At 72.2% G+C, this 23,251-nt stretch carries 22 protein-coding genes and 1 pseudogene; 12 read left to right on the top strand and 11 right to left on the bottom strand.

The features are described 5' to 3' along the window. The first annotated feature begins 25 nt into the window (after window positions 1-25). Window positions 26-874, top strand: coding sequence for a hypothetical protein (locus tag AB0F04_RS13510; RefSeq protein WP_362040931.1), 849 nt, complete (start codon window positions 26-28; stop codon window positions 872-874). Between the two features lie 219 nt (window positions 875-1,093). Next, window positions 1,094-2,086, top strand: a pseudogene (locus tag AB0F04_RS13505) (pectinesterase family protein); the annotation flags it as partial. Between the two features lie 67 nt (window positions 2,087-2,153). Here AB0F04_RS13505 and AB0F04_RS13500 read toward each other — a convergent pair. From AB0F04_RS13500 to AB0F04_RS13490, 3 genes are all read right to left on the bottom strand, one after another. Beyond that, a complete protein-coding gene (locus tag AB0F04_RS13500; protein ID WP_362040929.1) occupies window positions 2,154-3,185 on the bottom strand; it encodes a cellulase family glycosylhydrolase in 1,032 nt (343 codons plus the stop codon). 187 nt (window positions 3,186-3,372) lie between these two features. After that, window positions 3,373-4,584: a DUF2993 domain-containing protein gene (locus AB0F04_RS13495; protein ID WP_362040927.1), complete on the bottom strand. Its 1,212-nt coding sequence runs from the start codon at window positions 4,582-4,584 to the stop codon at window positions 3,373-3,375. Window positions 4,585-4,642: 58 nt separating this feature from the next. Further along, a complete protein-coding gene (locus AB0F04_RS13490; RefSeq protein ID WP_362040925.1) occupies window positions 4,643-6,460 on the bottom strand; it encodes a bifunctional metallophosphatase/5'-nucleotidase in 1,818 nt (605 codons plus the stop codon). A gap of 145 nt (window positions 6,461-6,605) precedes the next feature. On the opposite strand from AB0F04_RS13490, the gene mshD reads away from it, so the two are divergent. Beyond that, entirely contained in the window at window positions 6,606-7,532 is a 927-nt protein-coding gene (gene mshD / locus AB0F04_RS13485; RefSeq protein WP_362040923.1) for a mycothiol synthase, read from the top strand. Here mshD and AB0F04_RS13480 read toward each other — a convergent pair. Then, window positions 7,489-7,833 carry a hypothetical protein gene (locus tag AB0F04_RS13480; protein ID WP_362040921.1) on the bottom strand — a complete coding sequence of 115 codons (345 nt, stop codon included), beginning with the start codon at window positions 7,831-7,833 and terminating at the stop codon, window positions 7,489-7,491. The two genes, mshD and AB0F04_RS13480, sit on opposite strands and share 44 nt — an antisense overlap. After that, the gene (locus AB0F04_RS13475) at window positions 7,830-8,045 is read right to left on the bottom strand and encodes a hypothetical protein (protein ID WP_362040919.1); all 216 of its coding nucleotides are present in this window, start codon (window positions 8,043-8,045) and stop codon (window positions 7,830-7,832) included. The genes AB0F04_RS13480 and AB0F04_RS13475 overlap by 4 nt, the downstream gene beginning before the upstream one ends. Window positions 8,046-8,190: 145 nt before the next feature. On the opposite strand from AB0F04_RS13475, the gene AB0F04_RS13470 reads away from it, so the two are divergent. Continuing rightward, the gene (locus AB0F04_RS13470; RefSeq protein WP_362040917.1) at window positions 8,191-9,015 is read left to right on the top strand and encodes a helix-turn-helix transcriptional regulator; all 825 of its coding nucleotides are present in this window, start codon (window positions 8,191-8,193) and stop codon (window positions 9,013-9,015) included. Further along, window positions 9,012-9,209, top strand: coding sequence for a DUF397 domain-containing protein (locus AB0F04_RS13465; RefSeq protein ID WP_362040914.1), 198 nt, complete (start codon window positions 9,012-9,014; stop codon window positions 9,207-9,209). Before AB0F04_RS13470 ends, AB0F04_RS13465 begins: the two co-directional genes overlap by 4 nt. Before the next feature lie 671 nt (window positions 9,210-9,880). Here AB0F04_RS13465 and AB0F04_RS13460 read toward each other — a convergent pair. From AB0F04_RS13460 to AB0F04_RS13435, 6 genes are read right to left on the bottom strand one after another with little or no spacing between them, the layout of a single operon-like run. Further along, window positions 9,881-10,807, bottom strand: coding sequence for a LysR family transcriptional regulator (locus AB0F04_RS13460; RefSeq protein ID WP_362040912.1), 927 nt, complete (start codon window positions 10,805-10,807; stop codon window positions 9,881-9,883). Between the two features lie 57 nt (window positions 10,808-10,864). Further along, entirely contained in the window at window positions 10,865-11,536 is a 672-nt protein-coding gene (locus AB0F04_RS13455; RefSeq protein ID WP_362040910.1) for an ABC transporter, read from the bottom strand. Further along, window positions 11,533-13,044: an ABC transporter permease gene (locus tag AB0F04_RS13450; protein ID WP_362040908.1), complete on the bottom strand. Its 1,512-nt coding sequence runs from the start codon at window positions 13,042-13,044 to the stop codon at window positions 11,533-11,535. Before AB0F04_RS13450 ends, AB0F04_RS13455 begins: the two co-directional genes overlap by 4 nt. Then, window positions 13,041-13,901 carry an ABC transporter ATP-binding protein gene (locus tag AB0F04_RS13445; RefSeq protein WP_362040906.1) on the bottom strand — a complete coding sequence of 287 codons (861 nt, stop codon included), beginning with the start codon at window positions 13,899-13,901 and terminating at the stop codon, window positions 13,041-13,043. Before AB0F04_RS13445 ends, AB0F04_RS13450 begins: the two co-directional genes overlap by 4 nt. Then, window positions 13,898-14,734 carry a zf-HC2 domain-containing protein gene (locus AB0F04_RS13440; protein ID WP_362040904.1) on the bottom strand — a complete coding sequence of 279 codons (837 nt, stop codon included), beginning with the start codon at window positions 14,732-14,734 and terminating at the stop codon, window positions 13,898-13,900. Before AB0F04_RS13440 ends, AB0F04_RS13445 begins: the two co-directional genes overlap by 4 nt. Then, window positions 14,731-15,282: an RNA polymerase sigma factor gene (locus AB0F04_RS13435; RefSeq protein WP_362040901.1), complete on the bottom strand. Its 552-nt coding sequence runs from the start codon at window positions 15,280-15,282 to the stop codon at window positions 14,731-14,733. Before AB0F04_RS13435 ends, AB0F04_RS13440 begins: the two co-directional genes overlap by 4 nt. 110 nt (window positions 15,283-15,392) lie before the next feature. On the opposite strand from AB0F04_RS13435, the gene AB0F04_RS13430 reads away from it, so the two are divergent. From AB0F04_RS13430 to AB0F04_RS13400, 7 genes are all read left to right on the top strand, one after another. Further along, on the top strand, window positions 15,393-15,785 hold the full coding sequence (locus tag AB0F04_RS13430; RefSeq protein WP_362040899.1) for a GntR family transcriptional regulator: 393 nt from the start codon (window positions 15,393-15,395) through the stop codon (window positions 15,783-15,785). Beyond that, window positions 15,782-16,666 carry an ABC transporter ATP-binding protein gene (locus AB0F04_RS13425; RefSeq protein ID WP_362040897.1) on the top strand — a complete coding sequence of 295 codons (885 nt, stop codon included), beginning with the start codon at window positions 15,782-15,784 and terminating at the stop codon, window positions 16,664-16,666. Before AB0F04_RS13430 ends, AB0F04_RS13425 begins: the two co-directional genes overlap by 4 nt. Beyond that, the gene (locus AB0F04_RS13420) at window positions 16,663-17,670 is read left to right on the top strand and encodes an ABC transporter permease (protein ID WP_362040894.1); all 1,008 of its coding nucleotides are present in this window, start codon (window positions 16,663-16,665) and stop codon (window positions 17,668-17,670) included. The genes AB0F04_RS13425 and AB0F04_RS13420 overlap by 4 nt, the downstream gene beginning before the upstream one ends. Further along, complete coding sequence (locus AB0F04_RS13415) at window positions 17,667-18,593, top strand: hypothetical protein (protein ID WP_362040892.1); 927 nt, start codon at window positions 17,667-17,669, stop codon at window positions 18,591-18,593. The genes AB0F04_RS13420 and AB0F04_RS13415 overlap by 4 nt, the downstream gene beginning before the upstream one ends. Before the next feature lie 732 nt (window positions 18,594-19,325). Then, complete coding sequence (locus AB0F04_RS13410) at window positions 19,326-21,557, top strand: RNA degradosome polyphosphate kinase (RefSeq protein WP_362040891.1); 2,232 nt, start codon at window positions 19,326-19,328, stop codon at window positions 21,555-21,557. Beyond that, on the top strand, window positions 21,538-22,629 hold the full coding sequence (locus AB0F04_RS13405) for a CHAD domain-containing protein (RefSeq protein ID WP_362040889.1): 1,092 nt from the start codon (window positions 21,538-21,540) through the stop codon (window positions 22,627-22,629). Before AB0F04_RS13410 ends, AB0F04_RS13405 begins: the two co-directional genes overlap by 20 nt. Before the next feature lie 32 nt (window positions 22,630-22,661). Then, window positions 22,662-23,096, top strand: a complete 435-nt coding sequence (locus AB0F04_RS13400; RefSeq protein WP_362040887.1) for an NUDIX hydrolase — start codon at window positions 22,662-22,664, stop codon at window positions 23,094-23,096. The last annotated feature ends 155 nt before the right edge of the window (window positions 23,097-23,251 follow it).

Below are 23,251 nucleotides of genomic sequence, written 5' to 3'. Positions count from 1 at the left end.
CGACAAGCAGGAGTGAGCCCCCCACATGCGTCTCATCCGCACATCAACTCTCAGGAAGTGCGGCATAGTTGCCGCCTCCACCGCCCTCGCCGTCACCGGACTGCTCACCGGTGCGGGCACCGCCGCCGCCGGACCCGCCGGGGCGACCGACATCCGGGGTGTGGACCCCGGGGACACCGACCTGATGATCGAGCGGCTCTGCAGTCAGGAGACGAGTCTGACGGGCGTGTACGGCGCCCTCAACGTCGACACCGGTGAGTTCAAGACCCGGGACGAGTACCTGCGGGACGTCATCGGGCTGTGGGCGCCCGCGGGACCCTGGGAGCTGTTCCGCGGCTGGTGCGGGTACGCCGAGGCCTCCACCTGGTCCATCAAGGGCGACACCGTCCGCACGTCCCGGTGGATCGGCAACCAGGGCTCCGCCGACGACAAGGAGACCTTCGTCAGCAGCTACAGCACCAAGACGTTCGCGAAGAAGAGCGTCGGCGGCTCCATCAGCCTCTCCCTCGCCAAGAGCATCTTCAGCGGGACCGTGGGCGGCAGCGCCGGGTACGAGTGGGGCTGGGAGAAGGAGTCCAGGTTCGAGACCCGCAGCGAGAAGACCGTCCCGCCGTGCCGGCAGGTCGCCGTGACCTGGACGCCGTACCAGCGCGTGGTGCGCGTCAACCCCGTCTTCTACGTCGAGGACTACCAGTGGAACAAGGGCGACGGGGACCGGACCGTGCACAGCTGGCGTGACCGGGGCTACCAGACCATCTACTCGCACGGGTACTACATCGACGGCATCTCCGACAAGCTCCTGCCCAGCGGCCAGCCCGACGGCCGTGAGGACAAGATCGAGGAGAAGCTCGACCCCAAGTCCTGCATCCAGTAAGGCCCTCGTACCGGCAACCTTTCCGCGCGGTGCGGCGACTGCTCAGCGGTCATTCCCCCACACGGAACGGATCGCCGCATGAGTGAGCCGCGCAGCAAGGCCCGTCACCGCAGAAGCCGCACCGCCGTGGCGGTCGGGGTCCCCCTGGCCCTGACCGCCACCGGTACCTTCGCCTACGGCGCCGACCTCGGCGCCCTGGGCTCCACCGCACTGCAGGCCTCCGCCGCCACCTCCGCCTCCACCAGGGCCGCGGCCGCCACCACCCTCACCGTCGCCCAGGACGGCAGCGGTCAGTACAGGACCGTCCAGGCCGCCGTGAACGCCGTACCGGCGAACAACCCCTCGCGCGTGGTGATCGCCGTGAAGCCGGGGACGTACCGCGAACTGGTGAAGATCCCCTCCAACAAGCCGCACGTCACCCTCCAGGGCACCGGCGGAAGCCGCAAGGACACGACGATCGTCTACAACAACGCGTCGGGCACCCCCAAGCCGGGCGGTGGCACCTACGGCACGAGCGGCAGCGCCACCGTCGCCGTCGAGGCCGACGACTTCCAGGCGCGCAACCTGACCATTTCCAACGACTTCGACGAGAAGGCCAACCAGCACTTCAAGGACCATCAGGCCGTCGCCCTGCGGACCGCCGCCGACAAGGTGTTCCTGGACGGCATCATCGTCAGCGGGGACCAGGACACCCTGCTGCTGGACACCGCGTCGAAGGACCGGCTGGGCCGGGTCTACGTCTCCGGCTCCTACGTGATCGGCAACGTCGACTTCATCTTCGGCCGGGCCACGGCGGTCGTCGACAAGTCCGTGATCACGCTGAAGAAGCGCTGGGACGGCACCTCGACCGGGTACGTCACCGCTCCGAGCACCGCGGCGAACCGCAGGGGCTTCCTGATCGCCAACTCCACGGTCAACGGCGACGTCTCGGCCGGCGGCTTCCACCTCGGCCGGCCCTGGCACGCGGGCGGGGACGCGTCCCTCGATCCACAGGCCACGGTCCGCAACACCAACCTGAGCAACGCGATCAAGCCGGCCCCGTGGACCGACATGAGCGGGTTCTCGTGGAAGGACGACCGGTTCGCCGAGTACAAGAACTACGGCGCCGGGGCCGGCCCGGCGAGCACGAACCGGCCGCACCTGACCGACGCGCAGGCCGCGAACCAGGAGATCGCGGACTGGCTCGCGGGCTGGACGCCTTCGGCGTCCTGAACGGCTCCCTTCCGGGTCCGGCTGACGAGCGGCGCCGGGCCCGGAAGGGCCACCACCTCGCGGGTGACTACTGCTTCCAGGCGTAGTGCAGCCGGTCCAGGCCGCTCTGGTTGTTCACCGTCAGGCTGAGGTTCGTGCCCGTGCCCTGGAGCGTGGTGAGGGAGTAGGTGTCACCGTTGCGCAGGCCGGGCCAGTAGACCGAGCCCAGCCCGAGCTCGCGGATGGTGTCGGTCGCGGCCTGGATGTAGGCGATCTCGTTGGAGGTGCCCACCGGGCCGTTGTAGTCCAGGCCGGTGGTCATCGAGGCGCCGAACTCGTCGAGGATCGTGCGGGACGCGCAGTCGCCGATGCGGCTCTTGAAGTCGGCCTTCCACTGGTCGACGCTGGTCCAGTCGGTGTGCCAGAAGCCGTAGTTGTGCAGGGCCAGGCGGACGCCCTTGAGGCGCGGGTCGGCGCAGACCGGCTTGACGTCCTCGCTGTACTTGTAGCCGCCGATCAGGACCCGGTCCCGGGGCACGTTGCGGTGGGTGGTCACCCACTTCGCGGCGATGTCGGTCCACTCCTGCGCGGTGTAGCCGAACGGCTCGTTCATCGGCTCGAAGTACACCTTGGAATCGCCGGCGTAGGCGGAGGTGATCCGCGCCCACATGCGGTCCCAGGACGCCTGGTCGTCGATCTTTCCGTCCTTGGCGTTGTCGGCCTCCCAGTAGCCCAGGATGACCTTGAAGCCCTTGGCGGTGGCGGCGTCGATCGCGCCCCGGTACGACTTCCAGAACGGCCCGTTCACCGAGGTCGGGTTGACCGGGAGGCGGACGGTGTTGGCGCCGAGCTTGGAGAACCCGCCGATGATCGCCCTGGACTTGGCGTAGGTCGTGGCGTAGCTGTCGGAGGTGGACAGGCCCGAGGGCACGACCGCGTCGTCGGCGTAATTGTCGCGCGGGTCGGCCCAGTTGACGCCCTTGAAGTCGCTGACGGGCGGTGGGGTGGGACGGTGGGCGGGAGAGGCGGCCGCGGGGGAGGCGAATGCCCCGCCGAATGCCGTGACGCAGGCCAGGAGCGCCCCCGCGGCGGCTGTCCCACGCTGGTTCTTTCTGGACACGACATCCCCTTCTGAGCAGGTGCACGGATGAGCGACCGTCAGACGGACCGCTCATGGGAGCACGAAACTAGAAGGGTTCTCGAACAGAGGTCAACACATCTGCACACAAAGATTGATCCAGCGCGAGGCCGGGCGGCTCTGCGCAGCCGCACCGGCTCAGCCGCCCACCGGACAACTCCGAGCCGGCTCAGCCGCCCAGCGTCAGCCCCGAGCCCGACAGCCGCACGCGGATGCCGTCCTCCTCCACCCGTACGTCCTCCAGCTTCATGTCTCCCTGCTCCGGCTTGGGCAGTTCGAAGGCCAGCGCGAGCCGGTCGGCCAGGACCGGCCGGGTCAGGCGCGACAACTCCCCGAGCAGAGAGGGGTCGAGGCCCAGACTCTTGAGCACGTCGGGGTTGTCCAGGGCGAGGTCGATGAGGTTCAGGCGTTCGGCCTGGCGGGCGAAGCGCGGGGAGCCGGTCAGCTCGGTGAGCTTGCCGTCGTCGGCCAGGGCCTGGTTCACGGTCGCCTCGGGTACGCCCATCCGCCGCACGATGGCCGGGACCGACAGCAGCGCCTTGGCCTTGCGGGTCTCCCGGGCCAGATCCGCGGACGCCTCGGGCGTCAGGTGCAGCCCTTCCGAGGGGCGCTTGCCGGGGCGGTAGGTCGCCAGGTCACCGATGTCCAGGCGCATGCCGCCGATCTCGGTGGCGATGCCCCGCTCGCCCTGCCGCCGGATCCGGGCCTCGGCCCGCAGCTTGAGGTCGTGACCGGCGACCGGCAGGGTGCCCCGTGCCCGCACCCGGTCGCGGCCCTCGCCCGTGAACTTCACCTGGGAGGCGCCGAGTTCGCGGTTGAGGTCCTCGAAGGACAGCAGCACGTCCCCGTCGAACCGGGGGACGTCGGCACCCCGCACGGACGTCAGTCCGTCGGCGTTGAGCCGCACGTCGTGGGCCGTGGCCGACACCTTCGCGAGCGAGACGCGGTCGGCGGCGACGTCCGGGACGGTCAGCCTCACCGACTCCAGCCGCTTGTCGGCGAGCTGGGTGAGGAAGGGGAAGCCGCCGATCTCCACCTCGGGCGCGGCGGCCAGGTCGAGGCGGTCCTTGAGCGTGTCGGCGGCCCGGTGCTCGGCGTACAGCACCGCCCCGCGGTCGCCGAGGGCGGCGAACGAGGCGAGGACGACCAGGCCGACGACGGCCTTCACCGCGAACGGCAAGCCAGCGAAACGATTCTTCCGACGTCGCTTGCCGCCGCGGCGATGGTCCGGCGGGGCCCAGGCGTCCTCGGCGCCCGCAGTGCGTTCCTCCGGGAGGAACTCCTCCAGAGGGGTCTCCTCCAGAGGCCCGTCATCGAGGGCGGCGAGCTCCTCGTACGGGTTCGGACGGGGATGCGCATCGAGGTGGTGGGGGGTACGCATCGATCCATCCGACCATGCGCACCGCCCCCACCCGCAACTCGAACCCCCGGTATGCGACCTACTTCACGATCGTGATCCGGTCCGCCTTCGGCGGCGCGATCGGGTTCGACGCCGAGGAGTTGGCCGTCAGGTACTGCTCCAGCGCGGTCAGGTCGTCGGCGCCGACGACGTCGTTCGTGCCCTGGCCGAGGGTCGGGAAGCCGTCACCGCCGCCCGCGAGGAAGCTGTTCGTCGCGACACGGTAGGTGGCCGACGGGTCGATGGCCGAGCCGTTCAGCCTGATGCTGTCCGTGACCACCCGGTCGGCACCCGACTTGGTGAGGTCCAGCGTGTAGGTCAGGCCGGAGGACACCTGGAGGACCTTCGGGGCCGCCGCGTTCGGGCCGGACACCTGCTCCTTGAGCACCTGGACGATCTGCGCGCCGGTGAAGTCCTGCAGGTTCACGGTGTTGGCGAACGGCTGGACCGTGAAGCCCTCGGCGTAGGTGACGACACCGTCGCCCTCGGCGCCCTTGGCCGCGTAGGTCAGCGGCGCGCGGATGCCGCCCGGGTTCATCAGCGCCAGGTCGGTCTCCGGGTCGAGCTGCTTGCCGTGGGCGAGCTGGGCGTCGGCGATGAGGTCGCCGAGCGGGGACTCGGTGCCGGTGTTGCCGATGTCGCCGGAGATGTAACCGATCGCGCGGTTGCCGATGGGCGCGGCCAGCGTGTTCCACTTGCTGATCAGCTCGGTCATGTCGGGCGCCTTGGGGACGTCCCGGGTGACCACGCGGTTCGCGGACTTCACGGCCGTACGGGCGATGTCGCCGGTCCTGCGGTCGTAGGTCAGCGTCGTGTCGGTGTAGAGGCGGCCGAAGGACGCGGCCGAGGTGACCATGCGGGGCTTGCCCGCCGGGTCGGCGATGCTGCACACGTACGCGTTGTGGGTGTGGCCGGTGACCAGCGCGTCCACCTGCGGCGTGACGTTCTTGGCGATGTCGACGATCGGCCCGGAGATGCCGTCGCCCGCGCCCGGGGAGTCACAGTCGTAGTTGTACGACGTCGACGCCGGGAAACCGCCCTCGTGGATGAGCGCGACGATCGACTTCACGCCCTGCTTCTGCAGCACCTTGGCGTACTTGTTGATCGTCTCGACCTCGTCCTTGAAGGACAGGCCCTTGACGCCCTCGGCGGAGACGATGTCCGGGGTGCCCTCCAGGGTCACGCCGATGAAGCCGACCTTGACGCCGTTCTTCTTCCACACCCAGTAGGGCTTGAGGATCGGCTTCTTCGTCTTCTCGTCGAGGACGTTGGCCGCGAGGTAGGGGAAGTCGGCGCCCTCGAACTTCGTGTCCGAGTAGCAGCCGTCCTTCGGGTGGCAGCCGCCGTTCTGGAGGCGGCCGAGCTCCTTGGCGCCCTCGTCGAACTCGTGGTTGCCGACGGAGGTGACGTCGAGGTCGAGCTTGTTCAGCGCCTCGATGGTCGGCTCGTCGTGGAACAGCCCGGACAGCAGCGGCGAGGCTCCCACCATGTCGCCGCCGGCGGCCGTGATGGAGTACTTCTCGCCCTTGCGGGCCTGCCGCAGATGCGTGGCGAGGTACTCGACACCACCGGCGTCGATGGTCTTCGTCGTGCCGTCGGGCTGCGCCTCGGTGACACGGCCCGAGGAACCGGCGGGCGGCTCCAGGTTGCCGTGCAGGTCGTTGAAGGACAGCAGCTGGACGTCCTGGTAGCGGCCGTGGCCGTACCCGCCCTCGCTGCGCTCCTCCCCTGCCGAAGCCGAGCCGGGCAGTCCGGCCGCGGCCAGCGCACCGACGGTGACGACACCGGCGGCGAGAGCGGCGAAACGGTTCGTACGACGTCTGCGGCGGTCCGGGTGCGCCGGTGAAGTGGCTGGCATACGCCCCCCTGTAGGTCTGCTGGGACAGTGATGTCGTCCGGCGCAGCCTAGAGTCAACGCGCGTAGCGCAACAGGTGTTTCATGGTTACGGCCTGGTTGCTTCTTTGCCGCGGATTTGCCGGTGGTGCCCCGTACCCTCGTACGCATGACCAGCGACGACACCGTAAGGCCGGGCCGCCCCCGCTCGATCGAGACCCTTGCCGCGCTCTCCGCGGAGCAGACCGAGGCCGTGCTCGGACTGCTCGAGGAGGCGGCCCGGACCGACGGGCAGCAGGCGGTGTCCGAACAGGGCCGGTTGCAGTTGCGCGGCGGGGAGCGGGAGGGCGTGTCCCATCTGCTGCTCACCACCGGCGGGGAACTGGTCGGTTACGCCCAGCTGGAGGACACGGACCCGGTGGAGCCGCCGGCCGCCGAACTGGTGGTGCATCCCGGGCATCGCGGACACGGGCACGGCCGGGCGCTCGGCTCGGCCCTGCTGGCCGCGTCGGGCAAGCGCCTGCGGGTGTGGGCACACGGCGGGCACTCCGCCGCCCGGCATCTCGCACAGGTCCTCGGCCTCACGCTCTTCCGTGAACTGCGCCAGATGCGGCGCCCGTTGACCGGCTTCGACGCGCCCGACCCGGTGCTCCCCGAGGGCGTCTCGGTCCGCGCCTTCGTGCCCGGCGAGGACGACGCGGCCTGGCTCGCGGTGAACGCCGCCGCCTTCGCCCACCACCCCGAGCAGGGCTCCCTCACCCAGCGCGACCTCGACGACCGCAAGGCCGAGCCGTGGTTCGACCCGGCGGGCTTCTTCCTCGCCTTCCGCGGCGACGAACTCGTCGGCTTCCACTGGACCAAGGTGCACGCCGAGGAGGGCCTGGGCGAGGTGTACGTCCTCGGCGTCGGCCCCGGCGCGCAGGGCGGCGGCCTCGGCAAGTCCCTGACCACGATCGGGCTGCGGCACCTCGCGGACCAGGGGCTGCCGACCGCGATGCTGTACGTCGACGCCGACAACAAGGCGGCGGTGTCGGTGTACGAGCGGCTGGGGTTCACCACGCACGAGGTGGATCTGATGTACCGGACGGAGACCTGAGGGAGCCATCGGGAGGTCCCGGGTCAGGGCGTCGCCGGTCGGCGATGCGCTCGCCCCGGCTCACCGCGACGCGCAGCACCTCCCCCAGCGACTCCACTGCCCTGACCAGTGCGAAACGCAGCGCGTGCTCACCGGCTCCGGCATCGCCGAGTACGGCCCTGGCGCCGGCGAGCACCTGCTCCGCGGACGTCAGTTGCACGGCCTCGATGTCATCGGCGAGCCGCGAGAGGAGGCTGTCGGGGTCATCGGTGCTGAGGTAGCAGGGCCGTCCGTCGAGCCCGGTCCAGGGGAGCAGCCTCATACGAACACCTCCTCGGCACGCAGGTACGGCCGGACGAGCGGGCCGTCCATGAGCAGCGGTTCCGGGGGCCAGGGCCTGGGGACCGGCGGGGAGTGGGGCAGCGCCGGCGGACGCCAGGCCGACACCGCTCGATGACGCCCTCGTGCGGGCAGCAGGCTCCGCAGGAGGGCGAGCAGCAGGGACTCGCAGAATTCGGCGATACGCAGGCGCACGGGGGCGTCCCTTCTCAGGGCAGGGGGATTCAAGGCGGGGTTGACGAGCGGTGATCACCGTTCGTGCCTCGATCGTCACTCATCGCACGTACGCTGCGGAAGAGGTCCGGTGTTGTCTGGCGCTCAGACAACGGGGAGGGGTGACGTGGGTCAGAACGTTGACGCGGAGCCGGTCTCCGGGCGGGTGATGCTCGGGCAGACGCTGAAGGTCCTGCGGGAGAAGGCCGGGAAGTCACTGGGGCAGCTGGCCGACGAGACCGGCTACGAGAAGAGCTATCTGAGCCGGCTGGAGTCCGGGGAGCGGCTCTCCAAGGTGACGGTCATGGAGGACCTGGACGGCTACTACGGCACGGGTGACCTGCTGTTGAGCCATTGGAAGGCGGCTCGGCTGGATGCGTTCAAGGATCAGTACAGGGAGTTCATGGCGCTGGAGGCGACGGCGCGGATCATGTGGAAGTTCTCGCTGGGGATTCCCGGGCTGCTGCAGACAGAGGACTTCGCTCGCGGGGTGTTATCTGGCGCTCAGACAACGGCTGAGGGTGACGAGGCTGTCGAGGAGCAAGTAGCCGCTCGGCTCGGACGGCAGTCTGTGCTGGGGCAGAAGCCGGAGCCCGAGGTCCGGATCATCGTGGACGAGTTCGCGCTCCGACGTCCCGCTGCCCAGGGCAAGACGTGGCACGACCAGCTGCTTCACCTTGAGGCCGCGGCACTGTGGCCCAACTTGGCGCTCCAGGTACTGCCGTTCTCGGCGGGTGCGCATCACCATATGAACGGATCGCTGACGCTGCTCTGGCAGAGGAATGGAAGCGCCGTTGCCTACACGGAAGGCAACAGCAGTGGTCGGCTGATCGAAGGTCCGGACGAGGTTCTTCGGGAGCGGTCGTCCTACGATCGGCTTCGCGACCTGGCGTTGTCCCCGTCGGACTCGCTCGCGTTCATCAGGGGCGTACTGGAGGAGCACAGATCATGACGAGCACCCGCGACCTCACCGCTGCTGTGTGGCGCAAGTCGTCCTACAGCGACGGGGGAGACAACAACTGCGTCGAGGTCGCCGACAACTGCCCCGGCACGATCCCGGTCCGCGACAGCAAGCAGCCGCAGGGTCCGATACTCGTGTTCGGCGCGAGCCCTTGGGCGTCGTTCCTCGACTACGTCACCAACTGACTGTCGGGGCCGCCCGCTTCCTTGCCAGTGTCGTGCTTCCACGGCCTGCCTCAAGGGCGCTTCGCGTCGGCTCCGCCGATCGGCCTGCGGCCGACCCTTGACCCAGTCCGCTCCAGCACGAGGAAGAAGCGAGCGAGCGGCCCGGAAAGGCGGGTGGCCGAACCCCGCGTGCGGTCATCGGCCCGTTGCGTCGCTGATCGGCGTCGGCGGGCGCGGGCGCGTCACCTGCACGCCGGCTTGGCTCAGCGGCGAGCGGTGGGGGGGCGTAGGCGGGGCCTTGCGAGCCCGGTGGAGTATTTGGGCCATGTTGCCCAGTTCTCACCCGCGTTTCGCTCCCGCCCGTGGCCCATCCGCTCCAATACCGCAGAGGGCACCCCCTTTGCCCCCGGCCCGGCTCCCCTCCCCACGACCACCGCTCGCCGCTGAGACCACCCGGCGTGCCGGCGAGGCGCGGGTGCGCCCGCCGATGCCGATCAGCGGTACGACGGGGCGTTGATCGCACACAGCGTTTGGCCACCCGCCTTTTCGGGCCGCTCGCTCGCTTCTCTCCCGTGCTGGAGCGAGGTGAGTCAAGGGTCGGCCGCAGGCCGATCGGCACAGCCGACGCGAAGCGCCCTTTACTCGGCTCGTGGAAGCACGACACTGGCAAGAAGCGAGTGGCCCCGACAGTTTCACTCCGCCCAGGACGGGCGCCAGGTCTTGCCTTCCGTGAGCCGGGGCTGTGCCGCCAGGTGGGCGCGCAGGGCGGTCAGGCCCGGGTGGGGGTTGTCCGTGCGCCAGAGCAGGCAGTGCGGGTAGACCGGGGTCGGGTCGCGCAGCGGGACGAGGCGCAGGTCGTGGTCGGTCGGCCACACCAGCGGGGTGCGTTCGCTGAGGAACGTCGCCAGGGTCGGGGAGTCCGCGACGGTGTCGAGGAGGGCCTCGACACCGAAGTTGGGGCCGATGGTGTCGATGGCCGGGCCGAAGGTGGCGGCGAGTTCGTCGTAGTAGGCGGCCCACTCCGTGCCGGGCTCGTTGCCCGGCATCCAGATGCGGTGTCCCGCGAGTTGCGCCGGCGTCACCCACTCGGCCCGGGCGAACTCGTGGCCGGGGCCGACGCACAGCCGGAGCGGCTCGTCGAGGGCCGGGGTCGCCGTGATGCCGTCGGGGAGCCGGTGCCCGGGCATGGTGACGGCCCGGAACGTGGCGTCGACGGCCCCGTCCCGCACGGCGGCGACCGCCGCGTCGACGCCGAAGAGGGTGACGACGTCCAGCGTGATCTCCGGGTGCGCCCGGTGGAAGTCCCGGACCAGTCCCGCCGTGGCGGCCCGGCGCCCCACGATGTCCACCCGCAGCGCCCGCCCCCCGGGCCGTACTGCGGCCACCGCCCGTTCCTCCGCCTGGAGCAGGGCGCGGGCGTGTGGCAGCAGGGCCTGCCCGTCGATGGTGAGCTCCGCCCCGCGCGGCGTGCGGACGAGCAGCCGGACACCCAGGTCCTTCTCCAGCGCGGCGATGCGCTTGGACACGGCCTGCTGCGTGAGGGCCAGATCCCCGGCGGCCTTCTGGAACTGCCCGGAGTCGGCGATCGCGACGAAGGCCCGTACGGCTTTGGAATCCACGGGTAGCAGGGTAGCCACACAACCCTTGGTTGTAGGACCACCTCACCATATGGACGTTCACGGCCGGGCATGACCATCTGCACAACCGCTCGATGTGCCAGGCGCCGACCAGAGCCGGACCCGCCGCCGCAGTGGCTCCACCGCGCACACCGCACCGAGGAGCACGGCCGCGCCCAGCACCAAGCCCCACCGCTCGTGCGCCGCCGCCCACCGTTCGTCCTGCACCTGTACGAACAGGGCCCAGCGACCGGGCCAGAACAGCATGACGAGCACCGATGTGGTCAGCAGTCCGGCCGCCACCGGCAGTCCGGGCCGGGTCAGTTCACCGAACCGCACCGCGACCACCCCGCCCGCCACCGCCAGGACGAAGGCCGCCCCCGCCTCCAGCGTGAGGCCGGCGACCGGAGGCCGTACCTCCGGCGGCACGAGCAGCAGGGCCACCGTCCACCAGGCCGCCGCGGCCGGGACCGCGAGGGCCGTGCGCAGGGCGATGCGGACCGGGCGCGGGGTCGGGACGGTGGACGTGGTGTGGCGGGCCGGGTCGTCCAGGAGGAAGGCCAGACCCAAGGCGAAGGCGAGGATCGCGGCCCGCAGCAGATACAGGGAGAGCTGTTCCGCCGCCTCGCCGGTCCGGGTCAGCGCGGCGAGCAGCAGTCCCGTCGCCCCGGCCGCGCCGATCACCGCCCACGGCACCGTCCGCTGGACAGGGAACAGCAACTGCCGGATCACGAGCACTTGTCCTTCCCCTCGGGCGCGGGCAGGCCGAGCAGTTCGGCGGCCCGGGCCGTGGTGACCTTCGGTGCGGTCAGTTCGCCCCAGTGGTCCTTGACCCGCGCTTCGGCCTCGTCGCGGGGCAGGTCGAGCAGCGCCCGCAGCACCTCGGTCTGGGCCTCGGTCATGTACAGGCCGTCGGTGGGCTGGAGCACGAAGGAAGAGCCGGTGACGGTGTCGTCGAGGCGGACACGGCGCAGCGCGTCGAGCGGCTCGGACTCCCAGCCCACGGCCAGCCACATCAGGGGGACCATGCGGCCGTCGCAGATCGAGGTCGCGGCCTTCTCGTCGCCCGCGATCAGCACACCGGCCACGGCCGCGGAGAACTCGGGGACGCGGTTGCCGCCCCACGCGGTGCCCACCGTCACCTCGTGCGGACGCTCCAGCGGGGCCAGAGCGGAGTCACTGGACAGGCCGTAGCGCGCTTCGATCCGCTGCCGTACGACGAGGTCCTGCTCGTGGGCGCCGCCCCCGGCCAGGGACCGGACCCGGTCCACGACCCCGGCCCAGTCCGCCACCCGCGGCACCCACTCGGGGAACGCGCAGTACGTCGATCCGTCCCGCCGGACGCAGGTCTGCACCTGCTCGGGGTGCACGGTGGCGCGTTCGCGTGCCTTGAGCAACTCGGGGGAGTCGCCCGCCGACTGGGCCACTCCGCCGACCAGCGTCATGGCGAGCGCCCCGGCGACACCGGCGAACACGGCCGGCTTGCGGGCACCGGCCAGGAGCACCGCCAGCAGCCCGAGGCACAGGCCCAGCCCGGCCAGGTACAGGGCGTGCCAGGCGGCCGGCCGGCCCATCAGGTCCGACGGCAGGGTGTTGGGGGACGCCTCCTCGACCGCCGGCAGCAGCCACCTCGCCCCGTAGTCCATGCCCGAGAGGAAGACGAAGAAGAACAGGAAGAGCACCACCAGCAGCGGCCCGGCCAGAGCGGACCGCACCAGCCCTGCCAGGAGCAGCCCGAACAGCCCGAACAGCAGCACGGTCAGCGGTCCGACGAGCAGTTCGCCCAGCGACCCGTGCCCGATCGCGCCGGGCCGCAGCGCCTCGCGGCCGAACTGACCGGCCACGCACACGGCGGTGAGCAGGGCCACGGCCACGACCGACAGGGCGTGGGCGGCCGTACGGCGCCACTGCGGGAGCACCAGCACCGCGAGGTGCCGTTCCGTGTCGTGCCTCCGGGAGCGCAGGGCGGCGAGGTTGACGGACAGCAGGACCGCGAGGCCGATGAGCATCGGCGCGCCCTGGGTGGCCCGGTCGGCGTCCTGGAGGGCCGGGTAGTCGCCCCACGCCCTCCCGCCGCGCCACACGGTCCAGCCGGCGTACACCGCGAAGGCCAGCAGCACCGGGACCCGGGTCAGCAGCCGGCGGGACTCGAACACGGCCAGAGCGAGGACGGCCTTCCAGGCCCCGCCCGGCTCCTCCACCGTCCCGGGCACGGCCGTTTTCTCCGTCACCGCGGTCATGCCGCCACCTCCGCTCCGGTGCCGTCGAGGGTGAGCAGGTAGCCGTCCTCCAGGGTGGGTTCGAGCAGCTCGGCGCCGGGCGGCGGGTCCCCCACGTTCCGGAAGGTGCCCGTCCCGGTGCGCCACCCGGCCTTCGCGCCGGGGGCCCGCTCGGTGCTGCTCCACACCCGCCCCGCGGCCCGCTCGGTCAGCTCGGCCGGGGTGCCCTCGAACCGCACCCGGCCGTCGGCCATGACCACCACGCGGTGGCAGAGCATCGCCACGTCCTCGGTCTGGTGGGTGGACAGCAGCACCGTCCGCCCCTGCCCGGCCTCCGCGATCAGTTCCCGGAACCGCATGCGCTGTTCGGGGTCGAGACCGACGGTCGGCTCGTCCAGCACCAGGAACCCGGGGTCGCCGACGAGGGCTGCTCCCAGGGCGACGCGCTGCCGCATGCCCCCGGACAGCTTGCGGATCCGCTTGCTCCGCACGTCCGCCAGGCCGACCTCGTCGAGCACCCGCCGCACCTCCCGGTGCCGGGCGGCCCGGTCGGTCATCTCCTTCAGGATCGCCACGTAGTCGACGAACTCGAAGGCGGTGAAGTCCGGGTGGAAGCCCGGGGTCTGGGGCAGATAGCCCAGCCGGCGCCGCACCTCCTGGCGGCCGCGGGCGGTGCCCGGATCGTGCCCGAGCACGGTGAAGGCCCCGCGGTCGGCGAGCAGGGCGGTGGCGAGCACCCGCAGCAGGGTGGTCTTGCCGGCGCCGTTGGGGCCGAGCAGCCCGGTGACACCGGCGGTCAGCCGCAGCGCCACGTCGTCGAGGGCCCGGGTGCCGCCGTAGCGGAGGCTCAGCCCGGAGGCGGACACGGTCGTGGTCATACGGCACGTCCCTGGAAGAGGTCGAATCGGTCACGGAGCAGGAAGAGCAGCCCGGCGGCGAGCGCGGCGACGACCGCCGACACGCCCTGCCCGGCCGCGGTGAACGGCGCGAGGGGTACGTCCGCCCCGGCCCGCAGCGCGTCGGCCGCCAGCAGCAGCCCGGCCCATGCCCCGCCCACCAGGGACGGTGCGAGCACCGGCCCGAGACGGGGCATCAGCGCGAGTCCGGTCGCCGTCAGGGCCAGCCCGGGCAGCAGCCAGGCCAGCGCCCGCAGCCCGTAGGCGGGCAGCGCGAGGGTCGCCAGCCCGTTCAGCGCCAGCACGACGACCAGTACGGCCACCGTCCGGATCATCAGCAGCCGGAACCCGTGCATCGGAGCGACGACGGCCATCTCGTACGTCGGATCCAGCGCGGGCCCGTACGACAGCGCCACCCCGGCCAGCGGCAGCAGCGGCGCGAGGGCCAGGAACAGCGTCGGGAACTCCCCGCCGCGCACGGCATGCCCGGCCGCGACGCTCAGCAGCAGCACGGCGACGACGGCCCCCAGCCAGGACCGCCGCAGCACCGGCGTCGCCGCCAGCAGCCGCGCGGTGTGCCCGGCCACCCCGGACCGCACCAGCAGCCTCTCCAGCAACCCCGTCCGGGGCGCGTCCAGTTCGGCGTCGAGCCGGTCCCAGCCGGCGTCGAGCACGACGGGGTCGCCGACCTCCGCCAGCACCGCGCGGCACCCCGCGCAGGAGGTCAGATGGGCGTCGGCGGACCAGAGCCCGGGGGCCTTCAACTCTCCGCGCGCATAGGCGCGCAGATCTTCTTCGGACACGTGCCAGCTCATGCCAGGGCCTCCCGCAACTGCTTCCGGGCCCGCATCGCCCGCGTCTTGACCGTCCCGGGCGGTATCCCGAGCAGCACGGCCGCCTCACGGGTGGTCAGCCCGTCGATGACGGTCGCCTGCAGCACCGCCCTCAGCTCCGGCGACAGCCGGACCAGCGCCCCGGCGAGGTCCCCGTGCTCCACCCCCGCGAGCACGCGTTCCTCCGCCGAGGCCTCGTCCCGGTGCCGCAGCCGCGCCAGTGCCTGCCGCAGCCGTCCCCGCGCACCGTCGCCCCGCATCGCGTCCACCAGCCGCCGCGAGGCGATGCGCCACAGCCATCCGGCCGCGTCCGGGGAGTGGCCCTCCTGCCGGTGGCGGGCCGTGCCGCGCCACACCGCGAGGAAGGTCTCCTGCACCACGTCGTCGACGACGCCGAGATCGGCGCACCGCCCGCGCAACCGGGCCCGGAGCCAGGGCGCGTAGCGCCGGTACAGCTCCTCGAAGGCACGCCGGTCGGCGTCCGCGGCTATGGCCCGCAGCAGCTCCCCGTCGCTTCTCGTATCGCTCACATCTCCTCATCGGACGGTCCGGCCCGAACGGTTCACGCAAGCACGCTTGACTTTCCCCGCCCCCTTCCACCACCCTTTCACTACTCATTTAGTCAAAGGGTGGTGGAGCAGTGGTCGAGTACCGCATCGACCGGCGCAGCGGCGTCGCCACCTACGTCCAGATCGTCCAGCAGACCAAACAGGCCCTGCGCCTGGGCCTGCTGGAGCCGGGAGACAAGCTCCCGACGGCCCGTGAGGTGGTGGAGGCCACCGCCATCAACCCGAACACGGTCCTCAAGGCCTACCGGGAGCTGGAGCGCGAGGGCCTGGTCGAGGCGCGCCGCGGACTGGGCACGTTCGTCCGCAAGGCCCTGAGCACCGCCCCCGCCGACTCCCCGCTCCGCGCCGACCTGGACGTCTGGGCGGTCCGGGCACGCGAGGCCGGCCTGGAGCGCGAGGACGTGGCCGCCCTCTTCACTTCCGTACTCGACGCGCATTTCGCAGACTTCAAGGGGGACGCATGACCGACACCGCCATCGAGGCGGCGGGGCTGGGCAGGAGGTTCGGGCGCCGCCGCGCCCCGGCCCTGGACGGCTGCGCCTTCCGGCTCCCCGCGGGCCGCGTCTGCGCCCTCACCGGCCCCAACGGCGCCGGCAAGTCCACCCTGATCTCCCTGGCTGCCGGGCTGCTGCGCCCCACCGAGGGCAGCATCACCGTGCTCGGCACCACCCCGGCCGCGGCCCGCGAGCGCCTCGCCTACGTCGCCCAGCACAAGCCCCTGTACCCGCAGCTGACCATCGCCGGGACCCTGCGACTGGGCCGCGACCTCAACCCCCGGCGCTGGGACGCCCGGGTCGCCGAGCGGATCGTCGCCGAGGGCGACCTCGACCCCGGCACGAAGATCCGGGCGCTCTCCGGCGGCCAGCGCACCCGCGTCGCCCTCGCACTCGCACTCGGAAAACGCCCCGAACTGCTGCTGCTGGACGAGCCGATGGCCGACCTCGACCCGCTCGCGCGACACCAGCTGATGGCCACGCTCATGGCCGACGCCGCCGACCACGGCACCACGGTTGTCATGTCCTCGCACGTCGTCGCGGAGCTGGAGGGATCCTGCGACCACCTGCTGCTGCTCGGCTCGGGCCGCGTCCGGCTCGCCGGGCCGCTCGACGACCTGCTCGCCGCGCACACCCTGGTCACGGGCCGGGCGGGCGAGGCCCTCGACCCGCACACCGTGGTCGAGTCGCGCACCACCGGCCGCCAGCTGACCGCCCTGGTCCGGCCCGCCGGACCCCTCGGCGACGAATTCCAGGGCGACCGCCCGTCCCTGGAGGAAGTCGTCCTGGCCCACCTGCGCTCCCCCGCCGCCCCGCCGCTCCTGCTCGACGCGCGGGAGGCCGCCGTATGACCGCCCTCGACACCGTGACCGCACCCGCCACCACCCGGCCCACCTCGCCGTCGCGCGGCCTGCTGCGGGCCATGGTCCGGCTGCACCGCACGGCGCTGCTGTTCTGGCTGGGCCTGGTGGCGGTCGCCGCCGGGGCGCTGCTGTGGGCGATGGGCCCGGGCGCGGACGCCGCCTGGGCCGAGTACACGGCCATGGGCTGCGACCAGGCCCGCCCGAACCTGGGCTGCGACGCCCCCGGCCCCGCGCACAGCCGGTACCAGACGGCCGTCGCGGTCGGCATCGGTCTGCTCAGGCTCCTCCCGCTGCTCACCGGCGCCTGGGCGGGCGGCGCCCTCATCGGCCGCGAACTGGAGAACGGCACCGCCCGGCTCGCCTGGACCCAGTCGGTCAGCCCGGCCCGCTGGCTGGCCGCCAAGCTCGCGATCCCGGCCCTGCTGCTCATGACGGGCACGCTCACGCTGACCCTGCTGCACCGCATGCTGTGGTCGTCGGACCGTTCCCTGATCAGTGCCATGCGCTGGCGCGAGTGGCACGACGACGGCGTCTTCGAGATCAACGGCACCGTCGCCGCCGCCGAGGCCCTCGCCGCCCTGGCCCTCGGCGTCCTGGTGGGGTTGCTGCTGCGCCGGACGCTGCCCGCCCTCGGCGTCGCCGCCCTGGCGGTCGTGTCACTCGTCTACGTCCTCGACGAACTGCGTCCGCACCTGTGGCCGGTGCAGACGGTCGTGACCAGCCTGGACGACGGCACCCCCGGCATCAACAGCATGATCGTCGAGACCGGCGCCCTGACCGCTTCCGGTGCCCGCGTCCCGATCCCGTCGTGCTCGGGCGAGTTCCGGTGCGAGTCCCGGCTCGGCATCACCCACTACTACGCCGACTATCACCCGGCCTCCCACTTCTGGCCCCTCCAGCTCATGGAGACCGGCCTCCTCCTCGCCGTCGCCGCCCTGGCGGCCGCGACCGCCTTCGTCCTGCTGCGCCGCCGCACGGGAGCCGCCGTATGACCGCCCTCACCGCGGCGGCCGCCCCCGCCGCCCGTCCCGCCCTCCACCGGGGCGGCCTGCTGCGGGCGGTGCTGCGCACCCACCGCACGGCCCTGTTCCTGTCGCTGTCGGCCCTGGCCTGCGCCACCGCCGCCCTGGTCTGGCTGCACTCCCTCGGGGACGAGGCCCGCGCGGGCATGAGCGCCTGCGCCACGCCCTCCACGGACCGGCTCCCCTCCTGCGCTGCGGTCGAGGCGATCACCGCCGACGAGGTGTACGCGAACGGCATCGCCGTGCTGGCCACGGCCCTGTCCTGGGTGATGTTCCCCGTGGCCGCCTGGGCGGGCGGCGCCCTGGTCGGCCGCGAGCTGGAGCGCGGCACCGCACAGCTGGCCTGGACCCAGTCCGTCGGCCCCCTGCGCTGGCTGGCCGCGAAACTGGCCGCCCCGGCCGCGCTGCTCACCGCCGGCACCGGCGCGCTCGTACTGCTGAACGTCCGGGCGCGCGGCGACGGCGATCCCGACCTGGTCGGCGACTGGTACAACCCGGACGCGTTCGTGTCGACGGGCCCGGTGGCCGTGGCCTACGCCCTGGCCGGACTCGCCCTCGGCGCCCTCGCCGGATTGGTGTGGCGCCGGGCCCTGCCCGCCACGGGAGTGGCCCTGGCCGCCTCCCTGCTCCTCCACAGCCTCCTGGAACGGCACCGCGAGGACCTCTGGCCGACCGTCAGCCGCATCGCGCCCGGCAGCATCGAACTGCCCCGCTCGGCCTCCCAGGTCACCTGGGACACCCCCCTGCCCCACGGCGTCCGGATCAGCCACGCCACGTTCCACCCGCGGTCCCACTTCTGGCCGCTCCAGTACGTGGAGACCGGCCTCCTGCTGGCCGTGACCGGCACCGCGACGGCCGCCGCCTTCCTCCTGCTGGCCCGCCGCCTCCCCTGAACCCGGTCCGCGCGTCCTTCCACGGGGGGACGGACGCGCGGCCCGCCCTTCGGGGACACTCCACGGCACACGCCGGGGACGGACGGGACACTCCCCGGCGCACGCCCGACACCGACCCCGACACCGGGGCAACTCCACAGCGCACGGCGACGCCGGCACCGAACCCCCGGTCCGCACGCCCGACACCCACACCGGGACCCTCCGCGGCACACGCCGACACCCACACCGGGACAACTCCGCGGCACACGGCAGCGCCGAGGACCGAACCCCCGGTCCGCACGCCCGACACCCACACCGGGACCCTCCGCGGCACACGCCGACACCCACACCGGGACAACTCCACAGCGCACGGCCACGCCGGCACCGGACACCGGTCCGCACGCCCGACACCCACACCGGGACCCTCCGCGGCACACGCCCACGCCGACGCCGGGGACACTCCGCGGCGCACGGCAGCGCCGAGGACCGTCCACAGCCTGTGGGCAGCCGCCCCTGCCGCCTCACCCGGCCCTGTGGACGCCCACGGGCCGCCCCCCGGTGTCCCGCACGTCATGTCTCCGTAACCATCGATTCAGACGAGCTTGCGAAGCTCGGCCAATGAATCCCGCCGTGCCCGAGCCTCCCCCGTCCCGCGAGGGCCCCGAGGGAAACGGGAGCGCTCATGTGACGTCTTCGCTCCCGCCCGTGCCGTCCGACGCGCCCGTGATGCTCGCGACGCGGAAGAATGGGTCCATGAGCCAGCCGAACACCCAGGCACAGGTCCAGCACGCGCAGCCTTCCGTAGGCTCCATAGCAGCCCACCGCCCCCACACGGTGGCGGCGGCCGTCTCCGATCTGGAACCGGACATCGACGCCGACCTCGACGCGTACGAGGAGTCGCCGTACGACGGGCCCCAGCTGCCGCAGGGTCGTTTCCTCGACCGGGAGCGCAGCTGGCTCGCGTTCAACGAGCGGGTGCTCGAACTCGCCGAGGACCCGAACACACCCCTGCTGGAGCGGGCCAACTTCCTCGCGATCTTCGCCAGCAACCTGGACGAGTTCTTCATGGTCCGGGTGGCCGGACTGAAGCGCCGCATCGCCACCGGCGTGGCCACCCGCTCCGCCTCCGGCCTCCAGCCGCGCGAGGTGCTGGAGATGATCTGGGCCCGCTCGCGCGAACTCATGGCCCGGCACGCCGCCTGCTACCACGAGGACGTCGCCCCCGCACTCGCGGAGGAGGGCATCCACCTGGTCCGCTGGAACGAACTGCAGGAGAAGGAGCAGGCCCGCCTGTTCACCCTGTTCCGGCACCAGATCTTCCCCGTGCTGACCCCGCTGGCGGTCGACCCGGCGCACCCCTTCCCGTACATCTCCGGCCTGTCCCTGAACCTGGCCGTCGTGGTGCGCAACCCGGTCACCGGCCACAAGCACTTCGCCCGCGTCAAGGTGCCGCCGCTGCTGTCGCGGTTCCTGGAGAGCTCCCCGGGCCGCTACGTCCCCATCGAGGACGTCATCGCCGCCCACCTGGAGGAGCTGTTCCCGGGCATGGAGGTCCTGGAGCACCACGCCTTCCGCCTCACCCGCAACGAGGACCTGGAGGTCGAGGAGGACGACGCCGAGAACCTCCTCCAGGCGCTGGAGAAGGAGCTCATGCGGCGCCGCTTCGGCCCGCCGGTGCGCCTGGAGGTCGAGGAGTCCATCGACCGCGAGGTCCTGGACCTGCTGGTGCGCGAGCTGAAGATCAGCGAGGCCGAGGTCTATCCGCTGCCGGGCCCGCTGGACCTCACCGGCCTGTTCCGGATCGCCTCGCTGGACCGGCCGGAGCTCAAGTACCGCAAGTTCGTCGCCGGTACCCACCGCGACCTCGCCGAGGTCGAGTCGGCGTCCCCGCCGGACATCTTCGCCGCGCTGCGCGAGCGGGACGTCCTGCTGCACCACCCGTACGACTCGTTCTCCACCTCCGTGCAGGCCTTCCTGGAGCAGGCGGCCGGCGACCCGGCCGTCCTCGCCATCAAGCAGACGCTGTACCGCACTTCGGGCGACTCCCCGATAGTCGACGCCCTCATCGAGGCCGCCGAGACCGGCAAGCAGGTCCTGGTCCTGGTCGAGATCAAGGCCCGCTTCGACGAGCACGCCAACATCAAGTGGGCGCGCAAGCTGGAGGAGGCCGGCTGCCACGTGGTCTACGGCCTGGTCGGCCTGAAGACGCACTGCAAGCTGTCACTGGTGGTCCGCCAGGAGGGCGAGACGCTCCGCCGCTACAGCCACGTGGGCACCGGCAACTACCACCCGAAGACGGCCCGGCTCTACGAGGACCTCGGCCTGCTCACGGCCGACCCGCAGGTCGGCGCCGACCTCTCGGACCTCTTCAACCGCCTGTCCGGCTACTCACGCCGGGAGACCTACCGCCGGCTGCTCGTGGCGCCCAAGTCGCTGCGCGACGGCCTGGTCTCACGGATCACCAAGGAGATCCAGCACCACCGCGCGGGACGGCCCGCGTACGTCCGCATCAAGGTCAACTCGATGGTCGACGAGGCCGTCATCGACGCCTGCTACCGCGCCGCCCAGGCGGGCGTGCCGGTGGACATCTGGGTGCGCGGCATCTGCGCCGTGCGCCCGGGCGTGGCCGGCCTGTCGGAGAACATCCGGGTCCGCTCGATCCTCGGCCGTTTCCTGGAGCACTCCCGGGTGTTCGCCTTCGGCAACGGCGGCGAGCCCGAGGTGTGGTTCGGCAGCGCCGACATGATGCACCGCAACCTCGACCGCCGGATAGAGGCCCTCGTCCGGGTCACCGACCCGGCCCACCGGGCGGCCCTGAACCGGCTGCTGGAGACCGGCATGTCCGACTCCACCGCCTCCTGGCACCTCGGCCCGGACGGCGACTGGACCCGGCATGCGACCGACGCGGACGGACAGCCCCTGCGCAACGTCCAGGAGATGCTCATAGACGCCCGGAGGCGCCGGCGTGGCACAGCAACACCTTGACCCCACGGACCCCCGGTCCGGGCACGACGGGCCCGCCCCCACCGGAGACGTCCTCGCGGGCTATCTGCGGGTCCAGGCCACGGAGTTCCTCCGGGCGCTGCGCCTGCACCGGGAGACGGGGTCGGGGCCGAACGGCTCGGAGGGCTCCGCCGAGGCGGCCCGCGCCCTGCGCCGCTCGGCCCGCCGTATCAGCGCCAGCCTGCATTCGTTCCAGTCCCTACTCGACGCGGACTGGTGCGAGACGATGCGCCCCGAACTGGCCTGGGTGTCGGGGACGCTGGCGATGGAGCACGCCTGCACGGCCCGCCTGGAGCGCCTGCTGGCGGCCCTGCACCGCTTGTCGGGCTCCACGGCGTTCCCGGCCCAGGCCGGCGCACGGGCCTCCGGCGGTGGCCACGGCGCGGCGGCGCACCCCCGGGCCGGTGCCGCCGCCCCGGAACGCGGCAATCTGACCGTGGGCGCGGCCAAGGCCGGCGCCCTGCTCGACCGCCAGCTCACCCTCGCCCGCACCCGGGCCCATTCCACCGCCCTGCAGGCCCTGGGCAGCAGTCGCTTCCACGCCGTCGCGGACAAGGTCGCCGTCCTGGCCAGCGAGGTCCCCCTCACCAGCACCGCCGGCACCACCGACCTGCGCCCCCTGGCCCGGGCCGCCCTCGACCGCCTCGCCGACGCCGTGACCGCCCTCCCCCTCGTCACCGCGGGAAACCCGTACAACGCCACGGCCCTCGTCCACGGCCTGTCCCCGGACACGGTCCCGCACCCCCAGGACGCCCCGTGGCACCAGGTCCGGCTGCTGCTGCGCCTGCACCGCTACGCCCGCGAGGCCGTCAGCGGCCCGAAGGGCAACGCCGTGGTCGACCTGCGCCTGCTCTCCGCGGGCCAGGCCCTGAACCGGCACCGCGACGCCTCGGAGGCGGCGGCAGCGGCGGCCCAGGCGGCCCGTACCCCGCGCATCGCCCCGGCCACGGCATACGCCCTCGGCGTGCTGCACGCCGACCAGCGGCACGAGGTGGAGGCGGCGCGGTTCGCGTTCCAGCAGGCCTGGCAGAAGGAGACCGTGGGCGCGTCATGACCGCGCCCGGCACCAGGAGGCGGTGAAACACGGTGAACACTCCCAAGGGCACCACCGTTCGGGCGGCCGGCTGCGTCCTGTGGCGCCGGTCCCCGGCCACCGGCGAGCCGGAGCTCTGCCTCATCCACCGGCCGAAATACGACGACTGGTCGTGGCCCAAGGGGAAACTGAAGCGCGGCGAGGACGCACTCGCCGGAGCACTGCGCGAGGTGGCGGAGGAGACCGGCTGCCGGGCCGCGCCGGGCCCCGAGCTGTCCACCCTGCGCTACCTGGCGGGCGGCCGTCCCAAGCAGGTCCGCTACTGGGCCGCCGAGGCGGTGAGCTGCGCGTTCTCGCCGACGGACGAGGTGGACCGGGTGCTGTGGCTGGCGCCCGCCGCCGCCCGCGACCGTCTCACCCAGCCCCACGACCGGTCCCTGGTCGACGAACTGCTCGCCGTTCTGCACCTGCCCCGGGCGGGCGGCTGACCGGGAAGGTCCCGGTTCGTCCGCAGAAGCGGAATGCCGACGTGCTCTCCCCGTGAGCATTCCGTTACCTCACCAGGCCTTAGACAGGGGTTCACCCCTCGTTCATGTGCGGCCATCGGCGCCTTCACCTGATCTGCCTAATTTCGGCCTTACCG

Origin of the sequence: Streptomyces sp. NPDC029041 (genome assembly GCF_040637515.1) — a bacterium.
Classification (GTDB): domain Bacteria; phylum Actinomycetota; class Actinomycetes; order Streptomycetales; family Streptomycetaceae; genus Streptomyces.
This window is presented reverse-complemented; position numbering and strand designations above follow the sequence as displayed.

Excerpts from the sequence above, each read along its gene's own strand:
- AB0F04_RS13510 (WP_362040931.1), top strand. The coding sequence starts at position 26 with ATGCGTCTCATCCGCACATCAACTCTCAGGAAGTGCGGCATAGTTGCC.
- AB0F04_RS13495 (WP_362040927.1), bottom strand. The coding sequence starts at position 4,584 with ATGCGTACCCCCCACCACCTCGATGCGCATCCCCGTCCGAACCCGTAC.
- AB0F04_RS13490 (WP_362040925.1), bottom strand. The coding sequence starts at position 6,460 with ATGCCAGCCACTTCACCGGCGCACCCGGACCGCCGCAGACGTCGTACG.
- mshD (WP_362040923.1), top strand. The coding sequence starts at position 6,606 with ATGACCAGCGACGACACCGTAAGGCCGGGCCGCCCCCGCTCGATCGAG.
- AB0F04_RS13480 (WP_362040921.1), bottom strand. The coding sequence starts at position 7,833 with ATGAGGCTGCTCCCCTGGACCGGGCTCGACGGACGGCCCTGCTACCTC.
- AB0F04_RS13465 (WP_362040914.1), top strand. The coding sequence starts at position 9,012 with ATGACGAGCACCCGCGACCTCACCGCTGCTGTGTGGCGCAAGTCGTCC.
- AB0F04_RS13450 (WP_362040908.1), bottom strand. The coding sequence starts at position 13,044 with ATGACCGCGGTGACGGAGAAAACGGCCGTGCCCGGGACGGTGGAGGAG.
- AB0F04_RS13445 (WP_362040906.1), bottom strand. The coding sequence starts at position 13,901 with ATGACCACGACCGTGTCCGCCTCCGGGCTGAGCCTCCGCTACGGCGGC.
- AB0F04_RS13440 (WP_362040904.1), bottom strand. The coding sequence starts at position 14,734 with ATGAGCTGGCACGTGTCCGAAGAAGATCTGCGCGCCTATGCGCGCGGA.
- AB0F04_RS13425 (WP_362040897.1), top strand. The coding sequence starts at position 15,782 with ATGACCGACACCGCCATCGAGGCGGCGGGGCTGGGCAGGAGGTTCGGG.
- AB0F04_RS13420 (WP_362040894.1), top strand. The coding sequence starts at position 16,663 with ATGACCGCCCTCGACACCGTGACCGCACCCGCCACCACCCGGCCCACC.
- AB0F04_RS13415 (WP_362040892.1), top strand. The coding sequence starts at position 17,667 with ATGACCGCCCTCACCGCGGCGGCCGCCCCCGCCGCCCGTCCCGCCCTC.
- AB0F04_RS13410 (WP_362040891.1), top strand. The coding sequence starts at position 19,326 with ATGAGCCAGCCGAACACCCAGGCACAGGTCCAGCACGCGCAGCCTTCC.